The organism is Streptomyces eurythermus, assembly GCF_014649115.1.
Lineage (GTDB): Bacteria > Actinomycetota > Actinomycetes > Streptomycetales > Streptomycetaceae > Streptomyces > Streptomyces eurythermus.
Map to the genome: position 1 here is coordinate 332,133 of NZ_BMSK01000009.1, position 20,135 is coordinate 352,267.

General features: G+C 72.2%; 15 protein-coding genes and 1 rRNA gene. 7 read left to right on the plus strand and 9 right to left on the minus strand.

The features are described 5' to 3' along the window. Window positions 1–113 precede the first annotated feature (113 nt). Window positions 114–2,927: a preprotein translocase subunit SecA gene (gene secA / locus IE251_RS19720; protein WP_189754288.1), complete on the minus strand. Its 2,814-nt coding sequence runs from the start codon at window positions 2,925–2,927 to the stop codon at window positions 114–116. 252 nt (window positions 2,928–3,179) lie between these two features. Here secA and IE251_RS19725 point away from each other — a divergent pair, with 252 nt between their 5' ends. Then, window positions 3,180–3,749, plus strand: a complete 570-nt coding sequence (locus IE251_RS19725) for a GNAT family N-acetyltransferase (RefSeq protein WP_189754289.1) — start codon at window positions 3,180–3,182, stop codon at window positions 3,747–3,749. A 79-nt stretch (window positions 3,750–3,828) separates the two neighbouring features. Next, window positions 3,829–5,004 (plus strand): winged helix-turn-helix domain-containing protein, encoded by a 1,176-nt coding sequence (locus IE251_RS19730; protein WP_189754290.1) that lies wholly within the window; start codon window positions 3,829–3,831, stop codon window positions 5,002–5,004. 3 nt (window positions 5,005–5,007) lie between these two features. Here the strand turns inward: IE251_RS19730 and IE251_RS19735 are convergent, their stop codons facing one another. From IE251_RS19735 to mtnA, 7 genes are all read right to left on the minus strand, one after another. Further along, window positions 5,008–5,754, minus strand: a complete 747-nt coding sequence (locus tag IE251_RS19735) for a response regulator (protein ID WP_030782947.1) — start codon at window positions 5,752–5,754, stop codon at window positions 5,008–5,010. Window positions 5,755–5,957: 203 nt separating this feature from the next. After that, window positions 5,958–6,650, minus strand: a complete 693-nt coding sequence (gene hpf / locus IE251_RS19740; protein ID WP_372504732.1) for a ribosome hibernation-promoting factor, HPF/YfiA family — start codon at window positions 6,648–6,650, stop codon at window positions 5,958–5,960. A 314-nt stretch (window positions 6,651–6,964) separates the two neighbouring features. Further along, a complete protein-coding gene (locus IE251_RS19745) occupies window positions 6,965–7,906 on the minus strand; it encodes a ComF family protein (protein ID WP_189754292.1) in 942 nt (313 codons plus the stop codon). Window positions 7,907–8,018: 112 nt separating this feature from the next. Next, the gene (locus IE251_RS19750) at window positions 8,019–9,851 is read right to left on the minus strand and encodes an LpqB family beta-propeller domain-containing protein (protein WP_189754293.1); all 1,833 of its coding nucleotides are present in this window, start codon (window positions 9,849–9,851) and stop codon (window positions 8,019–8,021) included. After that, window positions 9,841–11,958, minus strand: a complete 2,118-nt coding sequence (gene mtrB, locus IE251_RS19755; protein ID WP_189754294.1) for an MtrAB system histidine kinase MtrB — start codon at window positions 11,956–11,958, stop codon at window positions 9,841–9,843. The genes IE251_RS19750 and mtrB overlap by 11 nt, the downstream gene beginning before the upstream one ends. Before the next feature lies 1 nt (window position 11,959). Beyond that, complete coding sequence (gene mtrA / locus IE251_RS19760) at window positions 11,960–12,649, minus strand: two-component system response regulator MtrA (protein WP_187279108.1); 690 nt, start codon at window positions 12,647–12,649, stop codon at window positions 11,960–11,962. Between the two features lie 329 nt (window positions 12,650–12,978). Further along, window positions 12,979–14,124 (minus strand): S-methyl-5-thioribose-1-phosphate isomerase, encoded by a 1,146-nt coding sequence (mtnA, locus tag IE251_RS19765; protein ID WP_189754295.1) that lies wholly within the window; start codon window positions 14,122–14,124, stop codon window positions 12,979–12,981. A gap of 140 nt (window positions 14,125–14,264) precedes the next feature. Between mtnA and IE251_RS19770 the strand changes: the two genes are divergently transcribed. Genes IE251_RS19770 through IE251_RS19790 form a run of 5 tightly spaced genes read left to right on the plus strand, consistent with a single transcriptional unit; the run spans window position 14,265 to window position 19,923 of the window. Further along, window positions 14,265–15,659, plus strand: a complete 1,395-nt coding sequence (locus IE251_RS19770; RefSeq protein ID WP_189754296.1) for a DUF7847 domain-containing protein — start codon at window positions 14,265–14,267, stop codon at window positions 15,657–15,659. Window positions 15,660–15,663: 4 nt separating this feature from the next. Continuing rightward, window positions 15,664–16,428: a DUF4129 domain-containing protein gene (locus IE251_RS19775; RefSeq protein ID WP_189754297.1), complete on the plus strand. Its 765-nt coding sequence runs from the start codon at window positions 15,664–15,666 to the stop codon at window positions 16,426–16,428. Further along, window positions 16,425–17,624, plus strand: a complete 1,200-nt coding sequence (locus IE251_RS19780; protein ID WP_189754298.1) for a DUF4350 domain-containing protein — start codon at window positions 16,425–16,427, stop codon at window positions 17,622–17,624. The genes IE251_RS19775 and IE251_RS19780 overlap by 4 nt, the downstream gene beginning before the upstream one ends. Next, on the plus strand, window positions 17,624–18,613 hold the full coding sequence (locus IE251_RS19785) for an AAA family ATPase (RefSeq protein WP_189754324.1): 990 nt from the start codon (window positions 17,624–17,626) through the stop codon (window positions 18,611–18,613). The genes IE251_RS19780 and IE251_RS19785 overlap by 1 nt, the downstream gene beginning before the upstream one ends. Then, window positions 18,613–19,923 carry a DUF58 domain-containing protein gene (locus IE251_RS19790; protein WP_189754299.1) on the plus strand — a complete coding sequence of 437 codons (1,311 nt, stop codon included), beginning with the start codon at window positions 18,613–18,615 and terminating at the stop codon, window positions 19,921–19,923. Before IE251_RS19785 ends, IE251_RS19790 begins: the two co-directional genes overlap by 1 nt. Before the next feature lie 106 nt (window positions 19,924–20,029). On the opposite strand, the gene rrf is transcribed toward IE251_RS19790, so the two are convergent. Further along, a 5S ribosomal RNA gene (gene rrf / locus IE251_RS19795) occupies window positions 20,030–20,135 on the minus strand; the annotation flags it as partial.

A 20,135-nucleotide genomic window follows, 5' to 3' on the forward strand; every position in this document is an offset into this window, starting at 1 on the left:
CGCCCGTCGCGGCCCGGTCGGCGGCCCCGAGCGACGGACAAGGGCCGGGTCCCCGTAGGAACCCGGCCCTTGCTCACCGCCGGCCCCCTCAGGCGCCGGCGTCGCTTCCCGCGTTACTTCTTGCGGCGCCGGCCGCCCTTGGCCTGCCGCCGCCGCTCCGCCCGGGTCAGGCCGTCGGACTCGGACCGCACCGGCTCCTCGTCCTCCAGGTCACGCTCCACGATGCCGCCCTCGCCGTCCACCGTCGGCGCGGAGAAGTGCAGCTCCCGGCGCTGCGGAACGTCCAGTCCCTTGGCACGGATCTCGGGACGGGCGGTCGCCTGCGCCGGCACCGTGTCCTGCGCGCCCTCGCCGGCCGGCTGGGGCTGCGCCTCGACCGGGACCTCCTCGACCTGCTGCTCGACCTGGACCTCCAGGTTGAACAGGTAGCCGACGGACTCCTCCTTGATGCCGTCCATCATCGCGGTGAACATGTCGAAGCCCTCGCGCTGGTACTCGACCAGCGGGTCCTTCTGGGCCATCGCGCGCAGGCCGATGCCCTCCTGGAGGTAGTCCATCTCGTAGAGGTGCTCGCGCCACTTGCGGTCCAGGACCGACAGCACGACCCGGCGCTCCAGCTCACGCATGATCTCGGAGCCGAGCTGCGCCTCGCGGGCCTCGTACTGCTCGTGGATGTCCTCCTTGATGGACTCGATGATGAACTCGGCGGTCAGACCGGCCCGGTCGCCGGCCGCCTCCTCCAGTTCCTCGATGGTGACCTTCACCGGGTACAGCTGCCGGAAGGCGCCCCACAGCCGGTCCAGGTCCCAGTCCTCGGGGAAGCCCTCGGAGGTCTCCGCGGTGACGTACGCCTCGATCGTGTCGTCCATGAAGTGCCGGATCTGCTCGTGCAGGTCCTCGCCCTCCAGGACGCGACGGCGCTCGCCGTAGATGACCTCGCGCTGCCGGTTGAGCACCTCGTCGTACTTCAGGACGTTCTTACGGGTCTCGAAGTTCTGCGTCTCGACCTGGGCCTGCGCGGACGCGATGGCGCGGGTGACCATCTTGTTCTCGATCGGCACGTCGTCCGGCACGTTGGCCATGGACATCACGCGCTCGACCATCTGGGCCTTGAACAGGCGCATCAGGTCGTCGCCCAGCGAGAGGTAGAAGCGGGACTCGCCCGGGTCGCCCTGACGGCCGGAACGGCCGCGCAGCTGGTTGTCGATGCGCCGCGACTCGTGCCGCTCGGTGCCGAGGACGTAGAGGCCGCCGAGCGCCTCCACCTCCTCCTTCTCCGCCTTGACGGCCTGCTCGGCCTTCTCCAGGGCGGCGGGCAGGGCCGCGGCCCACTCCTCGATGTGCTCCTCGGGGTCGAGGCCGCGCTGGCGCAGCTCCGCCTCGGCGAGGTCCTCGGGGTTGCCGCCGAGCTTGATGTCGGTACCACGGCCGGCCATGTTGGTGGCCACCGTCACCGCGCCCTTGCGGCCCGCCTGGGCCACGATCTGTGCCTCGCGCTCGTGGTGCTTGGCGTTCAGCACCTCGTGCTGGATGCCGCGCTTGCTGAGCTGCTGCGAGAGGTACTCCGACTTCTCGACGGAGGTCGTGCCGACGAGGATCGGCTGGCCCTTCTCGTGCTTCTCGGCGATGTCGTCCACGACCGCCTCGAACTTGGCCACCTCGGTGCGGTAGATCAGGTCCGACTGGTCCTTGCGGACCATCGGCCGGTTGGTCGGGATCGGGACCACGCCGAGCTTGTAGATCTGGTGGAACTCGGCGGCCTCGGTCATCGCCGTACCGGTCATGCCGGAGAGCTTGTTGTAGAGGCGGAAGAAGTTCTGGAGGGTGATCGTGGCGAGCGTCTGGTTCTCGTCCTTGATCTCCACCCCTTCCTTCGCCTCGATCGCCTGGTGCATGCCCTCGTTGTAGCGGCGGCCGGCGAGGATACGGCCGGTGTGCTCGTCGACGATCATGACCTCGCCGTCGATGACGACGTAGTCCTTGTCGCGCTTGAACAGTTCCTTGGCCTTGATGGCGTTGTTCAGGTAACCCACGAGCGGGGTGTTCACCGACTCGTAGAGGTTGTCGATGCCCAGCCAGTCCTCGACCTTGGCGACACCGGACTCGTGGATGGCGACCGTGCGCTTCTTCTCGTCGACGTCGTAGTCGCCGGTCTCCTCGACGCCCTTGAGCGGGTTGCCGGCCTCGCCGCGCTTGAGGCGGGTGACCAGCTTGGCGAAGTCGCCGTACCACTTGGTGGCCTGGTCGGCCGGGCCGGAGATGATCAGCGGCGTACGGGCCTCGTCGATGAGGATGGAGTCGACCTCGTCCACGATGGCGAAGTTGTGGCCGCGCTGCACCAGCTCGTCCTTCGACCACGCCATGTTGTCGCGCAGGTAGTCGAAGCCGAACTCGTTGTTCGTGCCGTAGGTGATGTCGCACGCGTACTGCTCGCGGCGCTGGGCCGGGGTCATGCTGGCGAGGATGCAGCCGACGTCGAGGCCCAGGAACTTGTGGACGCGGCCCATCATCTCGGAGTCGCGCTCGGCCAGGTAGTCGTTGACCGTGACGATGTGCACGCCGTCGCCGGACAGGGCGTTCAGATAGGCGGGCAGGGTGCCGACGAGGGTCTTGCCCTCACCGGTCTTCATCTCGGCCACATAGCCGAGGTGGAGCGCGGCGCCGCCCATCAGCTGCACGTCGTAGTGACGCTGGCCGAGGACGCGCTTGGCGGCCTCGCGGACCGTGGCGAACGCCTCGGGGAGCAGGTCGTCGAGGCTCTCACCGTCGGCGTACCGCTGCTTGTACTCATCGGTGAGGGCCCGCAGCTCGGCGTCGGAGAGGTCGACGAAGTCCTCTTCGATGGAGTTGACCTGGTCCGCGATGCGGTGCAGCTTGCGCAGGATCTTGCCTTCGCCTGCACGCATGATCTTCGAGAGGACGGACACGGGGGCTGGTCTCCTTGCCGGTCGGGCCTGGGACGGTCGGTTTTCCTTCTGACTACTGAGCAACGGCCATCGTATGCGAGGACCCGGCCGCGCCGGGAGGCCTGGCGACCCGGCGGATGCTTCATCCAGGACAACGGACGGGGTATCCGGATGGTGCCGCTCCGGCGCCAGGAATTACGCGAATTGTGATCACGCGCTCACGCAGCGGGGAAATCCGTGGCGCCGGCCCGGTGTCCCGCGCAGAATCGGGCGATGGAACACGTCACGCTCACCACGGACCGTCTCGTGCTGCGCCCGGTCGGCCCCGAGGACACCGCCGCGGTGTACGCCGCCGCGCAGGACCCCGGCATCCAGCGCTGGACGACGGTTCCCTCGCCCTACCTGCCCGAGCACGCGGTCGGCTTCACGGAGCAGATCGTCCCCGACGGCTGGGCGCGGGGGTCGATGTTCACCTTCGGCGTGTTCCTCACCGGCGGGGAGCTGGCCGGCATGCTCGCCCTGACGACGCGCTCGCCGGGCACGGCCGAGATCGGCTTCTGGGCGGCCAGGGAGCACCGCGGCCGGGGCTACGTCAGGGAGGCCACGCTCACCGCCTGCCGCTGGGCCTTCACCGAGGCCGGCATCGACCGGGTCGAGTGGCGGGCCGAGGTCGGCAACCACGCCTCCCGCGCGGTGGCCGAACGCGCGGGCTTCACCATCGAGGGCGTGCTGCGCTCCGGCGTCACCAACAAGGGGGTGCGCCGGGACTGCTGGGTCGGCTCGCTGCTCCCCTCGGACCTGGGTCTGCCGTCCACCGCCCCGTACCTGCCCGCGCGCCCCTGAGGCACCCTCGAGTCGCGGGCCCCGGGCGAACGCGCAGGCCGGCGCGGACTGTCGGTGCCACCCTCTATCGTCACGGGACATGACGACCCTTCCGCGTCCCACCACCACACTCACCGCGGACGACGCCCGCCGGATAGTCCTGCGGGCCCAGGGCCTGCTCGGCGCGCCCGACCGGCGCGCGGGGGCCCGCGGGGTGCTGCGCCATCTCGGCGCGGTCCAGCTCGACACCATCTCGGTCCTGGCCCGTTCCCATGAACTCGTGCCGTACGCCCGGCTGGGCGCGGTCGGCCGGCGGGCGGTGGAGGCCGCCTACTGGACGGACACCCACGCGTTCGAGTACTGGTCGCACGCCGCCTGCCTGCTGCCCATCGAGGAGTGGCCCCACTTCGCCTTCCGCCGCCGCGCCTACCGCAACCGCCCGCACTGGCACCACGAACTCCCCGACGGCGCCTACGACCAGGTCGTCAAGCAGCTGCGCGCGGAGGGCCCGCTGACCGCCACGGAACTGGGCGGCGCGAAGAAGACGAACGACTGGTGGGACTGGTCGGGCACGAAGGTCGCCGTGGAGCGGGCGCTGATGTACGGCGAGGTGGTCTGCGTGGAGCGGCGCGGCTGGAAGCGGGTGTACGACCTCGCCGAGCGCGCGGTCCCGGCCGCGCTGCTGCACGACGAGCTGGACGACACCGAGTGCCTGCGGCGCCTGGTGCGGCTGGCGGGCGAGGCGCTCGGCGTGGGCACGCGCGCGGACATCGCCGACTACCACCGGCTCAAGGGCGAGCAGGTCGACTCGGTGATCGCGGACTCGGGTCTGGTGCCGGTGGAGGTGGAGGGCTGGGCCAAGCCGGCGTGGGCCGACCCGGCGGCCCTGGCGACACCGCCGCGCGGCCGGCACCGCACCACGCTGCTCTCCCCCTTCGACTCCCTGATCTGGGAGCGGGCGCGCACGGAGCGGATCTTCGGCTTCACCCACCGGCTGGAGGCGTACGTCCCCAAGCCCAAGCGGGTGCACGGGTACTTCGCGATGCCCGTGCTCGCCGGCGGCCGGCTGGTCGGGAGGGTGGACCCGGCGCGCCAGGGCCGGACGCTGGTGGCCAGGCAGGTCACCCTGGACGGCCCGAAGGCGGTCCCGGCGGTGGCCCGGGCCCTGACCGAGGCGGCGTCCTGGGTGGACTGCACCGACGTCCGCGTCGAGCGCCTGGATCCGCCGGAGCTGCGCGAGCCCCTCACCAGGGAACTCGCCGGGCTCCTCGGATAGCCGCTAGCGGATCTCCAGGATCTTCTCCCGCATCGCGTAGACCACGGCCTCCATCCTGGAGTGCAGCTGGAGCTTCTCCAGGATGTTGCGGACGTGGTTCTTCACGGTGTTCTCGGAGATGAACAACTCCTTGGCGATGTCCCGGTTGTTCATGCCCGTGGCGACGAGTTTGAGGACCTCCAGCTCCCGGTCGGTGAGCCGGGGCGCGGGCACCAGCCGGCGCTCGTCGGTGCGCTGGATCATCGACTTGAACTCGGTGAGGAGTTTGGACGCCATCGACGGGCTGATCTGCGACTGCCCGTCGGCCACCGCGCGAATGGCGGTGGCCACCTCGTCGGTCGAGATCTCCTTGAGGAGATACCCGGTCGCGCCCGCCTTGATCGCGTCGTAGAGGTCGGCCTCCTCGTCGCTGATCGTCAGCATGATGATCTTCGCGCTGGGGGCCACCTCCTTGATGGAGGTGCAGGCCTCGATCCCGCCGCGCTTGGGCATGCGGACGTCCATCAGGACGATGTCGGGCAGCAGGTCGGCGGCCTTGTCGACGGCCTCGGCGCCGTCGCCCGCCTCGCCGACGACCTGGATGTCCTCCTCGGCCGCGAGCACGATCTCCAGGCCGCGCCGGAAGAGGGCGTGGTCGTCCACGACCAGGACTCTGATCGGCTCCTTGCGCGGCGCGTCCGCGCCCGGGTCCCTGCCGATGACAGCGTCGTCGGCGTCCCCGTCCCGCATCGGTCCGAAGGTGTCCGCCATCGTTCCTCCCCCTGAAGGCTGTGGCCTGTGGTCCTGTGCCATCGCCAACCCAAGGCAACGGCCCACCGGTTGGGCCGGTGCGGCCATGATTTCATGCCTGGGCGACACCGAGGTGACGTGCGGGGCGCGAAGTGGTCGCACGCCGGTGCCCCTGGGGGCGCACACTCGCTCCAGGGGCACCGGCTCAGCTTCAGCCGGGTGGGTCAGCCGCCCAGCGTGCCCCCCGCCGTGGGGGTCTGCGCCTCGGCGACCATCGGGTCCGTGCTGAGATGGATCACGCCGTAGTCGTAGGCGTGCCGCCGGTAGACGACGCTCGGTTCCTTCGTCTCGGAGTCGACGAACAGGTAGAAGTCGTGGCCGACCAGCTCCATCTCGTAGAGGGCCTGGTCGAGGGTCATCGGGGCGGCGACGTGGGTCTTCTCGCGGACGACGAGGGGGCCTTCGCCCTTGACCTCGAGGGAGCCGATCTTCTTGGTCGGCACCCCGTCGGACTCCTCCTCCGAGGCGGACAGGCCGTTGCCGTTCAGCGTCGCCACGCCCGGGACGTGGTCGGGGACCTCGGCCGCCGAGATCCGGCGCGCGCCTCGGCGTGAGAACCGCTTGTCGTGCTGCTTGCGCAGCCGCGCGTCCAGCTTCTCCGCCGCCATGTCGAGTGCGGCGTAGGGATCGCTGGCCGCTGCCTCCGCCCGGATCACCGGACCGCGGGAGCGGAGCGTGATCTCCACTCGGTCACAGCGGTCCGCCTGCCGGGGGTTGGGCTCCTTGGACACCTCGACGTCGAGGCTGATCACCTTGGCATCGAGCCTCTGGATCTTCTCCAGCTTCAGCTTCTCGGCCACGTGCTTGCGGAACCGCTCGGGCACCTCGGTCTTGCGGCCCTTGACGACGATGTCCACGCAGAACTCCGTTCCCGGATCGCTCCGCTCCATCGGCGGAGCGTCTCCCTTTCGCACCAGGTCCGGTGATCACCGGACCTCGGACTCGGTGACTTCCACCTCCTCCTCCCCCAAGGGCGAGATCTCCACCCCACCGGCGCGGGTGATTGCGGAAAACCGCGCGCGCGGCATTCGGATATGCGAGGCGTGTGGCCTGGGCCTTTCCTCACAACCGAACATATCTCGCCCGGAGCGATGTCGTCACCCTCTCTGCCGCCGCACCTCCGTTCAGGCGAATTAAGCCTCTCACTACCTGCAACGATGCACGTTGACGATCAGTTCCTGATTATTTCCAGGGAATCGGCGGGAGCGGCGATCACGGCGGCACGCGGCCTCCGCGCGCGGGCGTTCGACACCGCCTTTTCCGGTGCACCGTGCACCGACTCCGTCCTCTCCCGCTCTGATCCGATCCGTCGTTCCTCCCTACCTTCCCGGGTTATGGCCCGATACACAGCCGTTCCGCCATTGGCGCCGGATACCCCGGACACCACGCCCTCCCGCAGGGCCCGCGCCGCCTCCGCGAGACTGGCGCCCGTCGTCATGAGGTCGTCGACGAGCACGACACGCCGGCCGTCGCCGAGCAGCGGGCCACCTGACGCGGTCACCTCCAGCGCCCCGGCGAGGTTCGCCAACCGCCCCGGCGCGTCCAGCCCCGCCTGGTCGGCGACGGCCCGCCGCTGCCGCAGCACGGCCGCCACCCGGGCCGGCGTCCCGGTGCGCCGCAGCTCCCGCGCCGCCGCGAGCGCCATCCGCCGCACCGGATCGTGTCCCCGCGCCCGCACCGCCCACCGCGCGGAGGGCACGGGAACCAGCAGCAGGGGTTCCCGCCCAGTGGGCCCGGCCGGCCCGGCACCGGCGCCCGCACCGGGGCCGAGGCCACTCGCGCCGGGGCCGGGGCCGAGGTCGCCCGCGTCCTCGGCACTCTCCGCGAGGCCCGCCCGCACAGCCCGCGCCAACGCCACACCCAGCGCTCCCGCGAGAGCCAGCGCGCCCCGCTCCTTGTGCGCCAGCAGCAGCGCCCGCACCTCCGCCGCGTAGGGAGCCACCGCGTGCACCACCGGCAGCCCGGCCGGCTCCGGCACCGGCCGTGCCCGCCGTGCCACTCCCCCGTCCAGCGTGGCCCGGCACCGCGGGCACAGCGCCGTACGAGGTGCCCCGCAGCCCGCGCAGTCGGCCGGCAGCACCAGGTCGGTGAGGTCCTGCCACCACCCCCGCATGACCACCACTGTGCCCGCGCCGCCGCCGGCCCGCCACCCCTGTGGAAAACCACCTGTGGACAACCGGCAGAAGGACGGGCGACCAGGAAACGGCGCAGGTCCGCGTGGTGTGTCAGCCCGGGTAGACCGGCGCCGAACCGTCCTTGTCGACCTTCTGCCACTGCGCCCCGGACGGCAGCCGGACGATCCCGTCCTCCGAGTAGGCCACCAGCGGCACCCGCTCGTCCTCGGACGCGGCGATCGCCTTGACGCTGGTCAGCGCGCCCGGGGCGGGGCCGTCCAGCGTGGAACCGTCGGCCTGGACGTACCGCATCTGCTGCACGCCCCCCTGTTCCTGGCCGACGACGAGCAGTCTGCTGTCCCCGGCCCAGGAGATGGCGCCGACCTGCTCCAGATCCGGTGTCGCCGGGCGCAGCCCGTCCACCGAGATGCCCTGCCCGGTGCCGTCGTCGCGCTGGATCCGGCCGATGAACAGGGACTGCTTGCCGTCCTTGGCCACGACCAGCGCGATCCGCGCCCCGTCGGCGGCCACCCGCGCGTCCGTGATCCGGCCCGGAAGATCGGGCACGGAGACGGGCACCGCTTCCTTCTCCCCCTCTTCCAGGACGTACAGGCGGGGCCGGCGGGGGTCACCGTCGGCCACCCACAGGTCGCCGTGGGCGTCCCAGCTCGGCGTGGTCAGCCGCTCGTCGGGAGTGGGCCCGTCGCTGGTCACCAGCGGCTCGCCGAAGGAGCCGCCCGACGCCAGCGAGGCCACGTACAGCGAACCGCCCCCGTCGGCGACCCCGGCCGCGGTGTGCTCGTCCCGCGACACGGCCACCGACCGCAGCTCCTTGCCGCCCTCGCCGAGCGGACCCGGCACCGGAACGGAGCCGGTGCCGGTGCTTCCGGTCGGCATCCGCACCACCCGGTGCCTGCCGTCGATGAAGTACACGTACTCCGGGCGCTGGGACGACCCGTGCCAGGCGATGGCCTCGGCGCGCTCCTCGGTCAGTTCGCACAGCCGGTCGTCACCGGCCCCGCGCAGCTCGACGGATTCCAGCGTCGGCGCCAGGTTCCGCAGGGTGAACAGCAGCTGCGTCGCCATCTCGGTGCACTTGCCCGTCGCGACCTGGGACGCCTTGAGGTTCAGCGGCACCGTCAGCTTGTTCTGGTCGTCCGGCGCCAGCCCGGACGCGCCCTCGCGCAGCGCCGTACCGGTCGGGAAGCTCGACCTGACCACCGGCCCGAGCCAGGTGGTGGGCCCGTTCAGCAGCGACCGGACCATCTGTGTCATCGGGTCCACCTTGCCGCGCACGAACACCGGATCGGCGACCGCCACCGGCTGCCCGCCCGCCCCGACCGCCGTGTCGGAGGCGAAGTAGTACTTGTCGACGGGCGTGTAGTTGCGCTGGAAGTCCGACTTGCCCATGACGACGCCGTCCGGCAGCCCGTCGATGCGCCACTGTCCGCTCTTGGGGTTCTTCGTCAGGTGCAGCTTCTTGCGGTAGGGGCCGCCGGCGGGCCGGTAGGCCTGCTGCGCGTCGACCGTGGCGACCCGGGTGCCGGTCAGCACACAAGTGACGCTGTTGGTCTCCTCCCGTCCGCCCGGGCTGCAGTCCGTCTCGATGCTCGGCCCGTTCGCCAGGACGGTGGTCGACAGCTCCGGCCGCCAGCGGCTCGCCGTCTCGCCCGACAGGTACTTGCGCGCCGTGTCGTACTCCGGGTCGTCGCTGGTCAGCGCCTCCAGGAAGCCCTGCATGATCTCGCCCGGACCGGCGCCGTCGGCCGGCGGCATCGCGAACACCCGTACCCCGGTGTCCTGCCGCGGCGTGGACTCCACATCCCGCAGATCCCCGCTGTCGGGCATCGAGGCACACCCGGCCAGCAGTGCCACACCCAAGGCGGCGCACGCCACCGGGCGCCCCGGCCGCCGCCGTGCGCCCCCCACGCGGTCAGCGACCACGAGATGCCTCCCCTGACTGCGTCGAGTCCTGCGGCGCGGCGGCTTCCGGCCGGGTCCCTGCCGCGTCCGGCGCGTCCGGCGCCGGGCGCGCGGCGGGCTCGTCGCCGGGCCGCCGTACGCCACCGGTGGGCCGGGGCACCACACGCGCGCCGTTGCCCTTGCCCGGCAGGGCGGTCGGATCCGCTGCCGAGCCACCGGTGGTCAGCCGCGGCGCGACCGGCGTCCGCGGGGGCAGCGCGGGCCCCTGTGCGCCGGACTGCTGCACCGGGACGGTCGCCCGCTTCTCCTCGCCGGCGCGTCGCTCGCCGCCGTCGTCGAGGCCGCGGTTACGACGCGAGTCCTTCGGCTCCAGCGGTATCGGCGAGCCCCGCAGCGGCTCGTCAGCGGTCCTCGGCAGCGTCAGCCTGAACTGGGAGCCGCCCCCGGGCTCGCCCCAGGCCTGGAGCCAGCCCCCGTGCAGCCGCGCGTCCTCCAGGGCGATGGACAGCCCGAGGCCGGTGCCGCCGGTGGTACGCGCGCGTGCCGGGTCGGCCCGCCAGAAGCGGCTGAAGACCCGGGTCGCCTCGCCGGGCTTCAGGCCGACGCCGTAGTCCCGAACGGCGACGGCCACCGCTCCGCCCGCGGCGGCGAGCTTGACGACGACGTCCTTGCCCTCGCCGTGCTCGACCGCGTTGACGACGAGGTTGCGCAGGACCCGCTCCACACGCCGGGCGTCCGCCTCGGCGACGACGGGCTGCTGGTCGCCGACCACCCGGATGTGCGTGCCCTTGCGCTCGGCGAGCGGCTCGGCACCGCTCACCACCCGCCGCACGACCTCCCTGAGGTCTATCGGCTCGGCCTCCAGCGCGGCGGCACCGGCGTCAAACCGGCTGATCTCCAGCAGGTCCGCGAGCAGCGACTCGAACCGGTCCAGCTGGTCGGCGAGCAGCTCGGCCGACCGCGCGGTCACCGGGTCGAAGTCCTCGCGCGCCTCGTGGATGACGTCGGCGGCCATCCGGACGGTGGTCAGCGGGGTGCGCAACTCGTGCGAGACGTCGGAGACGAACCGCCGCTGCATCCGCGACAGGTCCTCCAGCTGCTGGATCTTGACCTGGAGGTTCTGCGCCATCTTGTTGAAGGCCTCGCCCAGGCGCGCGATGTCGTCCTCGCCGGTGACCTTCATCCGCTCCTGCAACCGCCCGGCGGACAGCCGCTCCGCGATCCCGGCCGCCATCCGCACCGGCGTGACCACCTGCCGCACCACCAGCCAGGCGATGGCGCCGAGCAGGACGACGACGAACAGCCCCGCCGTGGCCAGGGTGCCCTTGACCAGGCTCAGGGACTTCTCCTCCTGCGTGAGCGGGAAGAGGTAGTACAGCTCGTACGGGCGGCCGTTCGGGTCGTTGACCTGCTTGCCGATGGCCAGCCCCGGCTGCGACTCCTTGCCGCCGAAGTAGACGATCCGCGTGTTGCTCTGCACGGCCGTCGTCCCGCTGTTGACCCGCTCGCGCAGCTCGGCGGGCACGCTGGAGGTCGGATTGACGTTCCCGGAGCCGCGCGGGCTGCGCCCGCCGCCGCTGTCGTCGCCGACGGGCAGCGTCACCACGTCGAAGGCGCCCGCGCCACCGCTGGACAACGACTCCACGAGGTCGCTCATCCACTGGATGACGTTCTGGGACTGCCGTCCGTCGGTCGCCGAACCGTCACCGGTCCCGGCCGCCCCGCCGGCGCCCGTGCCGCTGACCGCCTCGTCGGCCTTCTGCCTGGCCACCGCGAACCCGCCCGTGGCCTGGCTCTGCGACGCCTTCACCTTGGCGTCCAGCAGACCGTTGCGCACCTGACCGATCACGACGAAGCCCAGCAGCAGGACGACGCCCAGCGACATCACCAGGGTCGTGGCGACGACCCGGAGCTGGATGTTGCGCCGCCACAGCCGCATCACGGGCAGCAGCGGACGGCGCACCCAGCGCAGGAACAGCCGCAGGACCGGACTGCCCTGGACCCCGCCGCGCGGCAGCCCGCCCTCGAACAGCCTCCTCAGGCGCGCGCTCAACGCCGTCCGGCCGACAGGCCGCCCCGGACGGGTCCCGGGCCCGCCGGGAACCGAAGCGGCACTGTCCCCGGACATGTCAGCTCGGTCCGGCCTTGTAACCGACACCACGGACGGTCACCACGATCTCCGGCCGCTCCGGGTCCTTCTCGACCTTGGAACGCAGCCGCTGGACATGCACGTTGACGAGCCGCGTGTCGGCGGCGTGGCGGTAACCCCACACCTGCTCCAGCAGCACCTCACGGGTGAACACCTGCCACGGCTTGCGCGCGAGCGCCACCAGCAGGTCGAACTCCAGCGGGGTCAGCGCTATCGACTGCCCGTCCCGCTTCACCGAGTGCCCGGCGACATCGATGACCAGGTCACCGATGGTGAGCTGCTCCGGCGCCGGCTCCTCCGACCTGCGCAGCCGCGCCCGGATCCGGGCCACCAGCTCCTTGGGCTTGAACGGCTTGACGATGTAGTCGTCGGCCCCCGACTCCAGGCCCACCACGACATCCACGGTGTCGCTCTTGGCCGTGAGCATCACGATCGGCACCCCGGACTCCGCCCGGATCAGCCGGCACACCTCGATACCGTCCCGTCCGGGCAGCATCAGGTCGAGCAGCACCAGATCGGGCTTGCTCTCACGGAAAGCGGCCAGCGCCTTGTCGCCGTCGGCTACGAAAGACGGCTCAAAACCTTCACCACGCAGCACGATCCCGAGCATCTCGGCCAGTGCGGTGTCGTCGTCGACGACAAGGACTCGTCCCTTCATAAACGACATCATCCCATTCTCGTAACGGTGACCGGGGCGCTGGTGAGGCAGGTCACTGGCCCGTGACGATAGTCGTAGGGGACGGTCACTGTCTGCCCCCGCCCGCCGGCGTCGATGGCAGCGGTGGAGGCCGGACCCGGGCATCAGAACACCGGCGCCCTGCGGCGCACGTACCGCGCGCAGACGGGTCAGAACCTCCTGTACGCCTCGGACGCCGTGCCGGGCGGCAAGGAACGACTGAAGAGCACATGCACGGGACCGTACGGAGCCGCTGTCGCCGGGGGCGGACAGGCCCGTAAGGGACCGTCACTGTCCGCCCCCGGCCGTCGGCCGCGGTCCGGTCAGGCGGGGTCCGGGGTGTGGCGTGGGCGGGCGGAGAGCGCGGCGAGGGACTCGGCGGTCACCGGGGAAATGGCCCCCTCCTCGGTGACGATGGCCGTCACCAGCTCGGGGGGCGTCACGTCGAACGCCGGGTTGTACGCCTGCGTCCCCAGCGGCGCCACCGGTATCCCGCCTGCCGCACCGGTCGCCGCCACCTGGGGCGCCACGACCTCGGTCACCTCGAAACCGGGCCGCTGCTCGACCTCGATGGACGCCCCGTCGGGAGTGTCCGGGTCGATCGTCGTCACCGGGGCCACCACGATGAACGGCACATGGTGGTACCGGGCGAGCACGGCCAGCGGATAGCTGCCCACCTTGTTCGCCACCGAACCGTCGGCCGCGATCCGGTCCGCCCCGATCAGCACCGCGTCCACCTCACCCGCCGCGAACAGCGAACCCGCCGCGTTGTCGGTGAGCAGCGTGTACGGCATGCCGTTGCGGGCCGCTTCGTACGCCGTCAGGCGCGCCCCCTGCAACAACGGCCGTGTCTCGTCCACCCACAGCCGCCGCAGCCGCCCCGCGCGGTGTGCGGCGAGCGCCACGGCGAACGCCGTGCCCTCCCCGCCCGAGACCAGCGAACCGGTGTTGCAGTGGGTCAGGATCCGGTGCCCGCCGGCCGGCAGCAGCTCGTCCAGCAGCGTCAGCCCGTGGGCCGCCATCCGGGCGCTGGCCTCGGCGTCCTCCTGGTGCAGCGCCCGCGCCGCGGCGAGTGCCGCCACGGCGGCCGCGGTGGGGTCACCGGTGCGGGCCAGCGCCGCCTGGTGTGCGGACTCGGCCCGGCGCACCCCGACCGACAGGTTCACCGCGGTGGGCCTGGCCCCTTCCAGCGTCCGCGCCGCCTCGGGCACGTCGAAGCCACGCGCGGCGGCGAGCGCGACGCCGTACGCCCCGGCGATCCCGAGCAGCGGCGCCCCGCGGACGGCGAGCGAGCGGATCGCCTCCACCAGCGCCGACGCGTCCGTGCACACCAACTCGACCTCTTCGGCCGGGAGCCTCGTCTGATCGAGAAGGACCAGTACGGGACCCTCTGGTGGTTCCTCCCATCGGATCGCCGGTATCCCGGCCGGCCTCTTGTCCCCGCTCGTTCGCGCCTGCTGATCAGCCATGCCGTCAGTCTGCCCCGGATCCGGCGGACAATTGAAGAAGTCCCGCCCCCACTGCGGCCGGTACCACGGTGACCGGCCCATGGCACGATGGCTGCCAACCCGCCGCCGCGACCGCGGACGGGCACCGAGAAGGAGCTTCGATGACTGACACTCCGGGCTGGGCCTCGCCCGGATCCGCCCCGTCGTCCGAGGGGCGGGAACCCGGTGCGTCCGGCCCCGCCGAGCCCGCCGACCGCCCCGGACCCGCCGAGCCCGCGCCGCAGCCCGGCCCGGACCCGCAGGGCCCGGGCGGGAAATGGTCCAAGGAGCAGCCGCCACCCGGCCAGTGGTCGGCGCCCACCGGCGCCCCCGGGACGCCCGGCCCGCACCAGACCCCGCCACCCCCGCCGCCCGGCCCCGGCTGGGGCGGTCAGCCCCCGGGCGCCCCGGGCCCCGGCGGCTACGGCGGCTACGGCGGTCACGGCGGCGGATACGCGGGTCCGCCCGCCGGCTACGGCGGTTACCCGGCCTGGGGCGGCGGCTGGGGCGGACCGCCGCCCGCCGCCAAGCCCGGCGTCATCCCGCTGCGCCCGCTCGGCGTCGGCGAGATCCTCGACGGCGCCGTCTCCACCATGCGCACCTACTGGCGCTCGGTCCTCGCCATCTCGCTGGCGGTCGCTCTGGTCACCGAGACCGGCCTGGTCCTGCTGCAGGGCTTCGTCCTCAACGACGCCCTCACCAATGCCTCGCTCGACAGCGAGACCGCCACTCCCGGCGAGGTGCTCCGCAGCCTGCGCGACACCATGGTCGGCACCGGACTCCTCACGGTGGTCTCGGCAGCCGCCACCATCGTGGCGACCGCCCTGCTCACGACCATCACCAGCCGTGCCGTGCTCGGCAAGCCGGTCAGCACCGGCGAGGCCTGGCGCGAGGCCCGCCCGCGGCTGCTCAAGCTGTGCGGTCTGCTCATCCTGCTCGGTCTGATCGTCTTCGGTGTGCTCGCCGCCGGCGCACTGCCCGGCTTCCTGGTACTGATCGGCACTGGCAGCGACGCCGCGGGGGCCGCGCTGATGGCCCTGGGCATCCTCGGCGCCGTCGTCGTCGCGATCTGGCTGAGCATCCGCTACTCCCTGGCCGCGCCCGCCCTGATGCTGGAACGGCAGGGCATCCGGAAGTCCATGGGCCGCTCCGCCCGGCTGATGCGGGGCGCCTGGTGGCGCGTCTTCGGCATCCAGTTGCTCGCCGGCCTGATCGCGAACATCGTCTCCGCGATCGTGACCATCCCCTTCGCCGTCATCGGCGCCGCGGCGAGCGGCGACGGCATGGCCGACTTCCTCGCCACCAACGGCGGACACGTCGGCTGGGCGTTCCTGATCATCCGGTCCATCGGCTCCGTGATCGGCACCACGCTCACCCTCCCGATCAGCGCCGGCGTCACCACGCTCCTGTACATCGACCAGCGCATCCGCCGCGAAGCCCTCGACCTGGAACTGGCCCGCGCGGCCGGTGTCCAGGGCCACGGCACCGGTGCCCCCGGTCCCGTCCCCGGGAGCTGACGCGGTGAGCCTCACGGGGGGAGTACTCACGGCGGCGCTCCCGTCGGGCGCCACCACCGTCGTACGAGTGTGGCGCGCGTCGGACCGTGCGCTCCTGGCGGCCGGCGGCTCGGGTGACGAGCCGCCGGTGACCATCCCGCGTGATCCCGCGCGGGAAGCGGCCCGGCGCGAACTGTCCAAGGGGATGTACCACGAGAACGATCCCAGCCTGTTCCAGCGCGCCCTGAACGCGTTCTGGGACTGGCTCGACCGGCTGTTCGGCACGGCCGCGTCGGCCACCCCGGGCGGCGCGGTCGGCCTGTTCGTCGTCATCCTGTTCGTCGTCGCCGTCCTGGCCGCCCTCTGGTGGCGCCTCGGCACCCCCCGTCGCCAACCCTCCTCCACTCCGGCCCTGTTCGACGAACGCATCCGCAGCGCCGCCGAACACCGCGCCGCCGCCGAGGCACACGCGGCCCAAGGCCACTGGAACCAGGCCGTCCAGGAACGCATGCGGGCCGTGGTCCGCTCCCTGGAGGAACGCGCCCTGCTCGACGTACGCCCCGGCCGCACCGCCGACGAAGCCGCCGCCGAGGCCGGCCGCGCCCTGCCCGCACACGCGGACCGACTGCGCGCCGCGGCACGTGAGTTCGACGACATCACATACGGCGGGCGCACCGCCGGCGAGCAGTCGTACCGCCGCCTCGCGGAACTGGACCGCGACCTGGAGAACACCCGGCCGAGCCTCGCCGGCAGCGCGGCCCGCAACACCCGCCAGGGGGAGGCCGAGTGACCACCGAGGCCCCGCCGACGGCCACCACCTCCACCGCGCCCACCGGCCGCCGGCTGTGGACCCGGACACGCGGTATCGCGCTCGCCGTCGTCCTCATCCTGGCCGCGGCCGTCGCCATGGCCGCCGTGCGCTCCACCGCCCGTCACGGCGAACTGGACCCGCGCTCCGCCGACCCCTACGGCAGCCGTGCCGTCGCCGAACTCCTCGCCCAGCGGGGCGTGTCCACGCGCGTGGTCACGACACTCGAGCAGGCACGCGCCGCCACCGGCCCGGACACCACCCTGCTCGTCGCCGTACCCGACCGGCTGACCCACCGTCAACAGGACCGGCTGCACTCGGCGATGGCGGACTCCGGCGGACGAACCGTCCTGGTCGCGGCCGGCAGCTGGTCCATCGAACGGCTCGCCCCCGGAGTCACCGCGGACCCCGCCATCAGCGGCGACTCCACGCTCGCCCCGGACTGCGCCCTGCCCGAAGCCCGGCGGGCCGGCACCGCCGACACCGGCGGCGTCCGCTACACCACCGCCCACCTCGACGCCGACTCCTGCTACCCCAGCGAGCGCCTCGCCACCCTGCTGCGTCTCCCCGCCGCCTCCGGAAGCGGGGACACCGTCGTCCTCGGCGCGCCCGACATCCTCTACAACGACCGCCTGGACGAGCAGGGCAACGCCTCCCTCGCCCTTCAGCTCCTCGGCTCGCGCCACCATCTGGTCTGGTACCTCCCCTCGCTGTCCGACGCCTCCGGCGCCCCCACCGGCGGCCAGAAAGGCTTCTTCGACCTGCTCCCCTCGGGCTGGCTCTGGGCCACCCTGCAGCTGTTCATCGCGGCGGCCCTCGCCGCGTTCTGGCGGGCCCGCCGATTCGGCCCGCTCGTGGCCGAGAAACTCCCCGTCGTGATCCGCGCCTCCGAGACCACCGAAGGCCGCGCCCGCCTCTACCGCAAGGCCAACGCCCGTGACCGCGCGGCCGACGCTCTGCGCTCTGCCACCCGCACCCGCCTCGCCCCCCTCGCCGGCGTCCCCGTCGCCCAGGCGCACGCGCCCGAGGCCCTGCTTCCCGCCCTCTCCGCCCGCCTGTCCGGCGACGGACAGGACCTGCACTCCCTCCTTTTCGGACCGCCGCCCGGCGACGACGCGGCCCTCATCGCCCTCACCGACCAACTCGACGCCCTCGAAAGAGAGGTACGCCGTTCATGATGGACCCGACCACTGACAACGCCGGGCAGGGCGGGGACGCGGGCACCGCCCGCACCGCGCTGGAAGCCCTGCGCGCCGAGATCGCCAAAGCCGTGGTCGGCCAGGACCCCGCCGTGACCGGCCTCGTCGTCGCCCTCCTCTGCCGCGGACACGTACTACTAGAAGGAGTCCCTGGGGTCGCCAAAACGTTGCTCGTCCGCGCCCTCGCATCCGCGCTGGAACTCGACACCAAGCGCGTCCAGTTCACCCCCGACCTGATGCCGAGCGACGTCACCGGCTCCCTCGTCTACGACACCCGCACCGCCGAGTTCTCCTTTCAGCCCGGCCCGGTCTTCACCAATCTGCTCCTCGCGGACGAGATCAACCGCACCCCACCGAAGACCCAGTCCTCGCTGCTGGAGGCCATGGAGGAACGCCAGGTCACGGTCGACGGCACCCCACGCCCCCTCCCCGAGCCGTTCCTGGTCGCCGCGACCCAGAACCCGGTCGAGTACGAGGGCACCTACCCCCTTCCGGAAGCACAGCTGGACCGGTTCCTGCTGAAGCTCACGATCCCTCTGCCCTCCCGCCAGGACGAGATCGACGTCCTCACCCGGCACGCCTCGGGCTTCGACCCGCGCGACCTGCGCGCCGCCGGCGTACGACCGGTCGCCGGCCCGGCGGACCTGGAGGCGGCCCGCGCCGCGGTCGCCAAGACGACCGTCTCACCGGAGATCACCGCCTACGTCGTGGACATCTGCCGCGCCACCCGCGAGTCGCCGTCACTCACCCTGGGCGTCTCCCCGCGCGGCGCCACCGCCCTGCTCGCCACCTCGCGTGCCTGGGCCTGGCTGACCGGCCGCGACTACGTCATCCCCGACGACGTGAAGGCCCTGGCCCTGCCGACACTCCGGCACCGCGTCCAGCTGCGCCCGGAAGCCGAGATGGAGGGCGTGACCGCCGACTCGGTCATCAACGCCATCCTTGCCCACGTCCCGGTCCCCCGCTGATGGCACTCACCGGACGCGCCGCTCTCCTCGCGGCCCTCGGCTCGATCCCCGTCGGCATCCTGGAACCGGGCTGGACCGGCATCCTCGCGGTCAACGGCCCGCTGGCCCTGGCCTGTGCCTGCGACTACGCGCTGGCCGCGCCGGTACGCCGCCTGCTGCTGACCCGCTCCGGCGACACCACCGTCCGTCTCGGTGACACCGCGAACGTCACGCTGACGGTGACCAACCCGACCCGTCGGCCCCTGCGGGCCCAGCTCCGGGACGCCTGGCCGCCGAGCGCGTGGCAGTCAGGCACCGAGACCGAGGCGTCGCGGCACCGGCTGTCCGTGCCTCCGGGCGAACGCCGGCGCTTGACGACCAGGCTGCGCCCCACCCGCCGTGGCGACCGCCAAGCCGACCGCGTCACCATTCGCTCCTACGGCCCCCTCGGTCTGTTCACCCGCCAAGGCGCCCACAAGGTGCCCTGGACGGTACGAGTCCTGCCCCCGTTCACCAGCCGCAAGCACCTTCCGTCGAAACTCGCCCGATTGCGTGAACTCGACGGCCGTACCAGCGCGCTGACCCGTGGGGAGGGCACGGAGTTCGACAGCCTGCGCGAGTACGTTCCCGGGGACGACACCCGCTCCATCGACTGGCGCGCCACAGCCCGGCAGTCCTCCGTCGCGGTCCGCACCTGGCGTCCGGAACGCGACCGGCACATCCTGCTGGTCCTGGACACCGGTCGGACCTCCGCGGGCCGCGTGGGCGACGCCCCGCGGCTGGACGCCTCCATGGACGCGGCCTTGCTGCTCGCGGCCCTCGCCTCGCGCGCGGGCGACCGGGTGGCGCTCTTGGCCTACGACCGCCGGGTACGCGCTCTGGTCCAGGGCCGCACGGCCGGCGATGTCCTGCCGTCCCTGGTCAACGCGATGGCCGCTCTGGAACCGGAACTCGTCGAGACCGATGCTCGTGGTCTCACCGCCACCGCTCTGCGCACGGCGCCTCGGCGTTCCCTGATCGTCCTTCTCACGACGTTGGACGCGGCACCGGTGGAGCAGGGTCTGCTTCCGGTGCTTCCCCAACTCACTCAGCGCCACACGGTTCTGGTCGCGTCGGTGGCGGATCCGGAGATTGCCCGCATGGCTGGGGCTCGGGGCAACGCCGAGGCCGTGTACGAGGCGGCGGCAGCGGCTCGCGCGCAGGACGAGCGTCGGCGCACCGCCGAGCAGCTCCGTCGTCACGGGGTGACGGTGGTGGACGCGACTCCGGAGGAACTGGCGCCGGCGCTCGCGGACGCGTATCTGGCGCTGAAAGCAGCGGGCCGGCTCTGAGAGCTCTTACGAGAGCTCTTATCCACCGCAGTCCCTTCGGGGAAGCCGTGCCTGCATAACGCAGAAAACCCCCGCACCGTGAGGTGCGGGGGTTTTCTCAAAAATTGCTCGGCGGCGTCCTACTCTCCCACAGGGTCCCCCCTGCAGTACCATCGGCGCTGTGAGGCTTAGCTTCCGGGTTCGGAATGTAACCGGGCGTTTCCCTCACGCTA

Bases quoted from the DNA above. Each gene is read 5' to 3' on its own strand.
- IE251_RS19745 (WP_189754292.1), bottom strand. From the start codon at position 7,906: ATGCGGGGGTGGTGGCAGGACCTCACCGACCTGGTGCTGCCGGCCGAC.
- IE251_RS19725 (WP_189754289.1), top strand. From the start codon at position 3,180: ATGGAACACGTCACGCTCACCACGGACCGTCTCGTGCTGCGCCCGGTC.
- IE251_RS19735 (WP_030782947.1), bottom strand. From the start codon at position 5,754: ATGGCGGACACCTTCGGACCGATGCGGGACGGGGACGCCGACGACGCT.
- IE251_RS19785 (WP_189754324.1), top strand. From the start codon at position 17,624: ATGGACCCGACCACTGACAACGCCGGGCAGGGCGGGGACGCGGGCACC.
- mtrB (WP_189754294.1), bottom strand. From the start codon at position 11,958: ATGTCCGGGGACAGTGCCGCTTCGGTTCCCGGCGGGCCCGGGACCCGT.
- mtrA (WP_187279108.1), bottom strand. From the start codon at position 12,649: ATGATGTCGTTTATGAAGGGACGAGTCCTTGTCGTCGACGACGACACC.
- mtnA (WP_189754295.1), bottom strand. From the start codon at position 14,124: ATGGCTGATCAGCAGGCGCGAACGAGCGGGGACAAGAGGCCGGCCGGG.
- IE251_RS19730 (WP_189754290.1), top strand. From the start codon at position 3,829: ATGACGACCCTTCCGCGTCCCACCACCACACTCACCGCGGACGACGCC.
- IE251_RS19790 (WP_189754299.1), top strand. From the start codon at position 18,613: ATGGCACTCACCGGACGCGCCGCTCTCCTCGCGGCCCTCGGCTCGATC.
- IE251_RS19770 (WP_189754296.1), top strand. From the start codon at position 14,265: ATGACTGACACTCCGGGCTGGGCCTCGCCCGGATCCGCCCCGTCGTCC.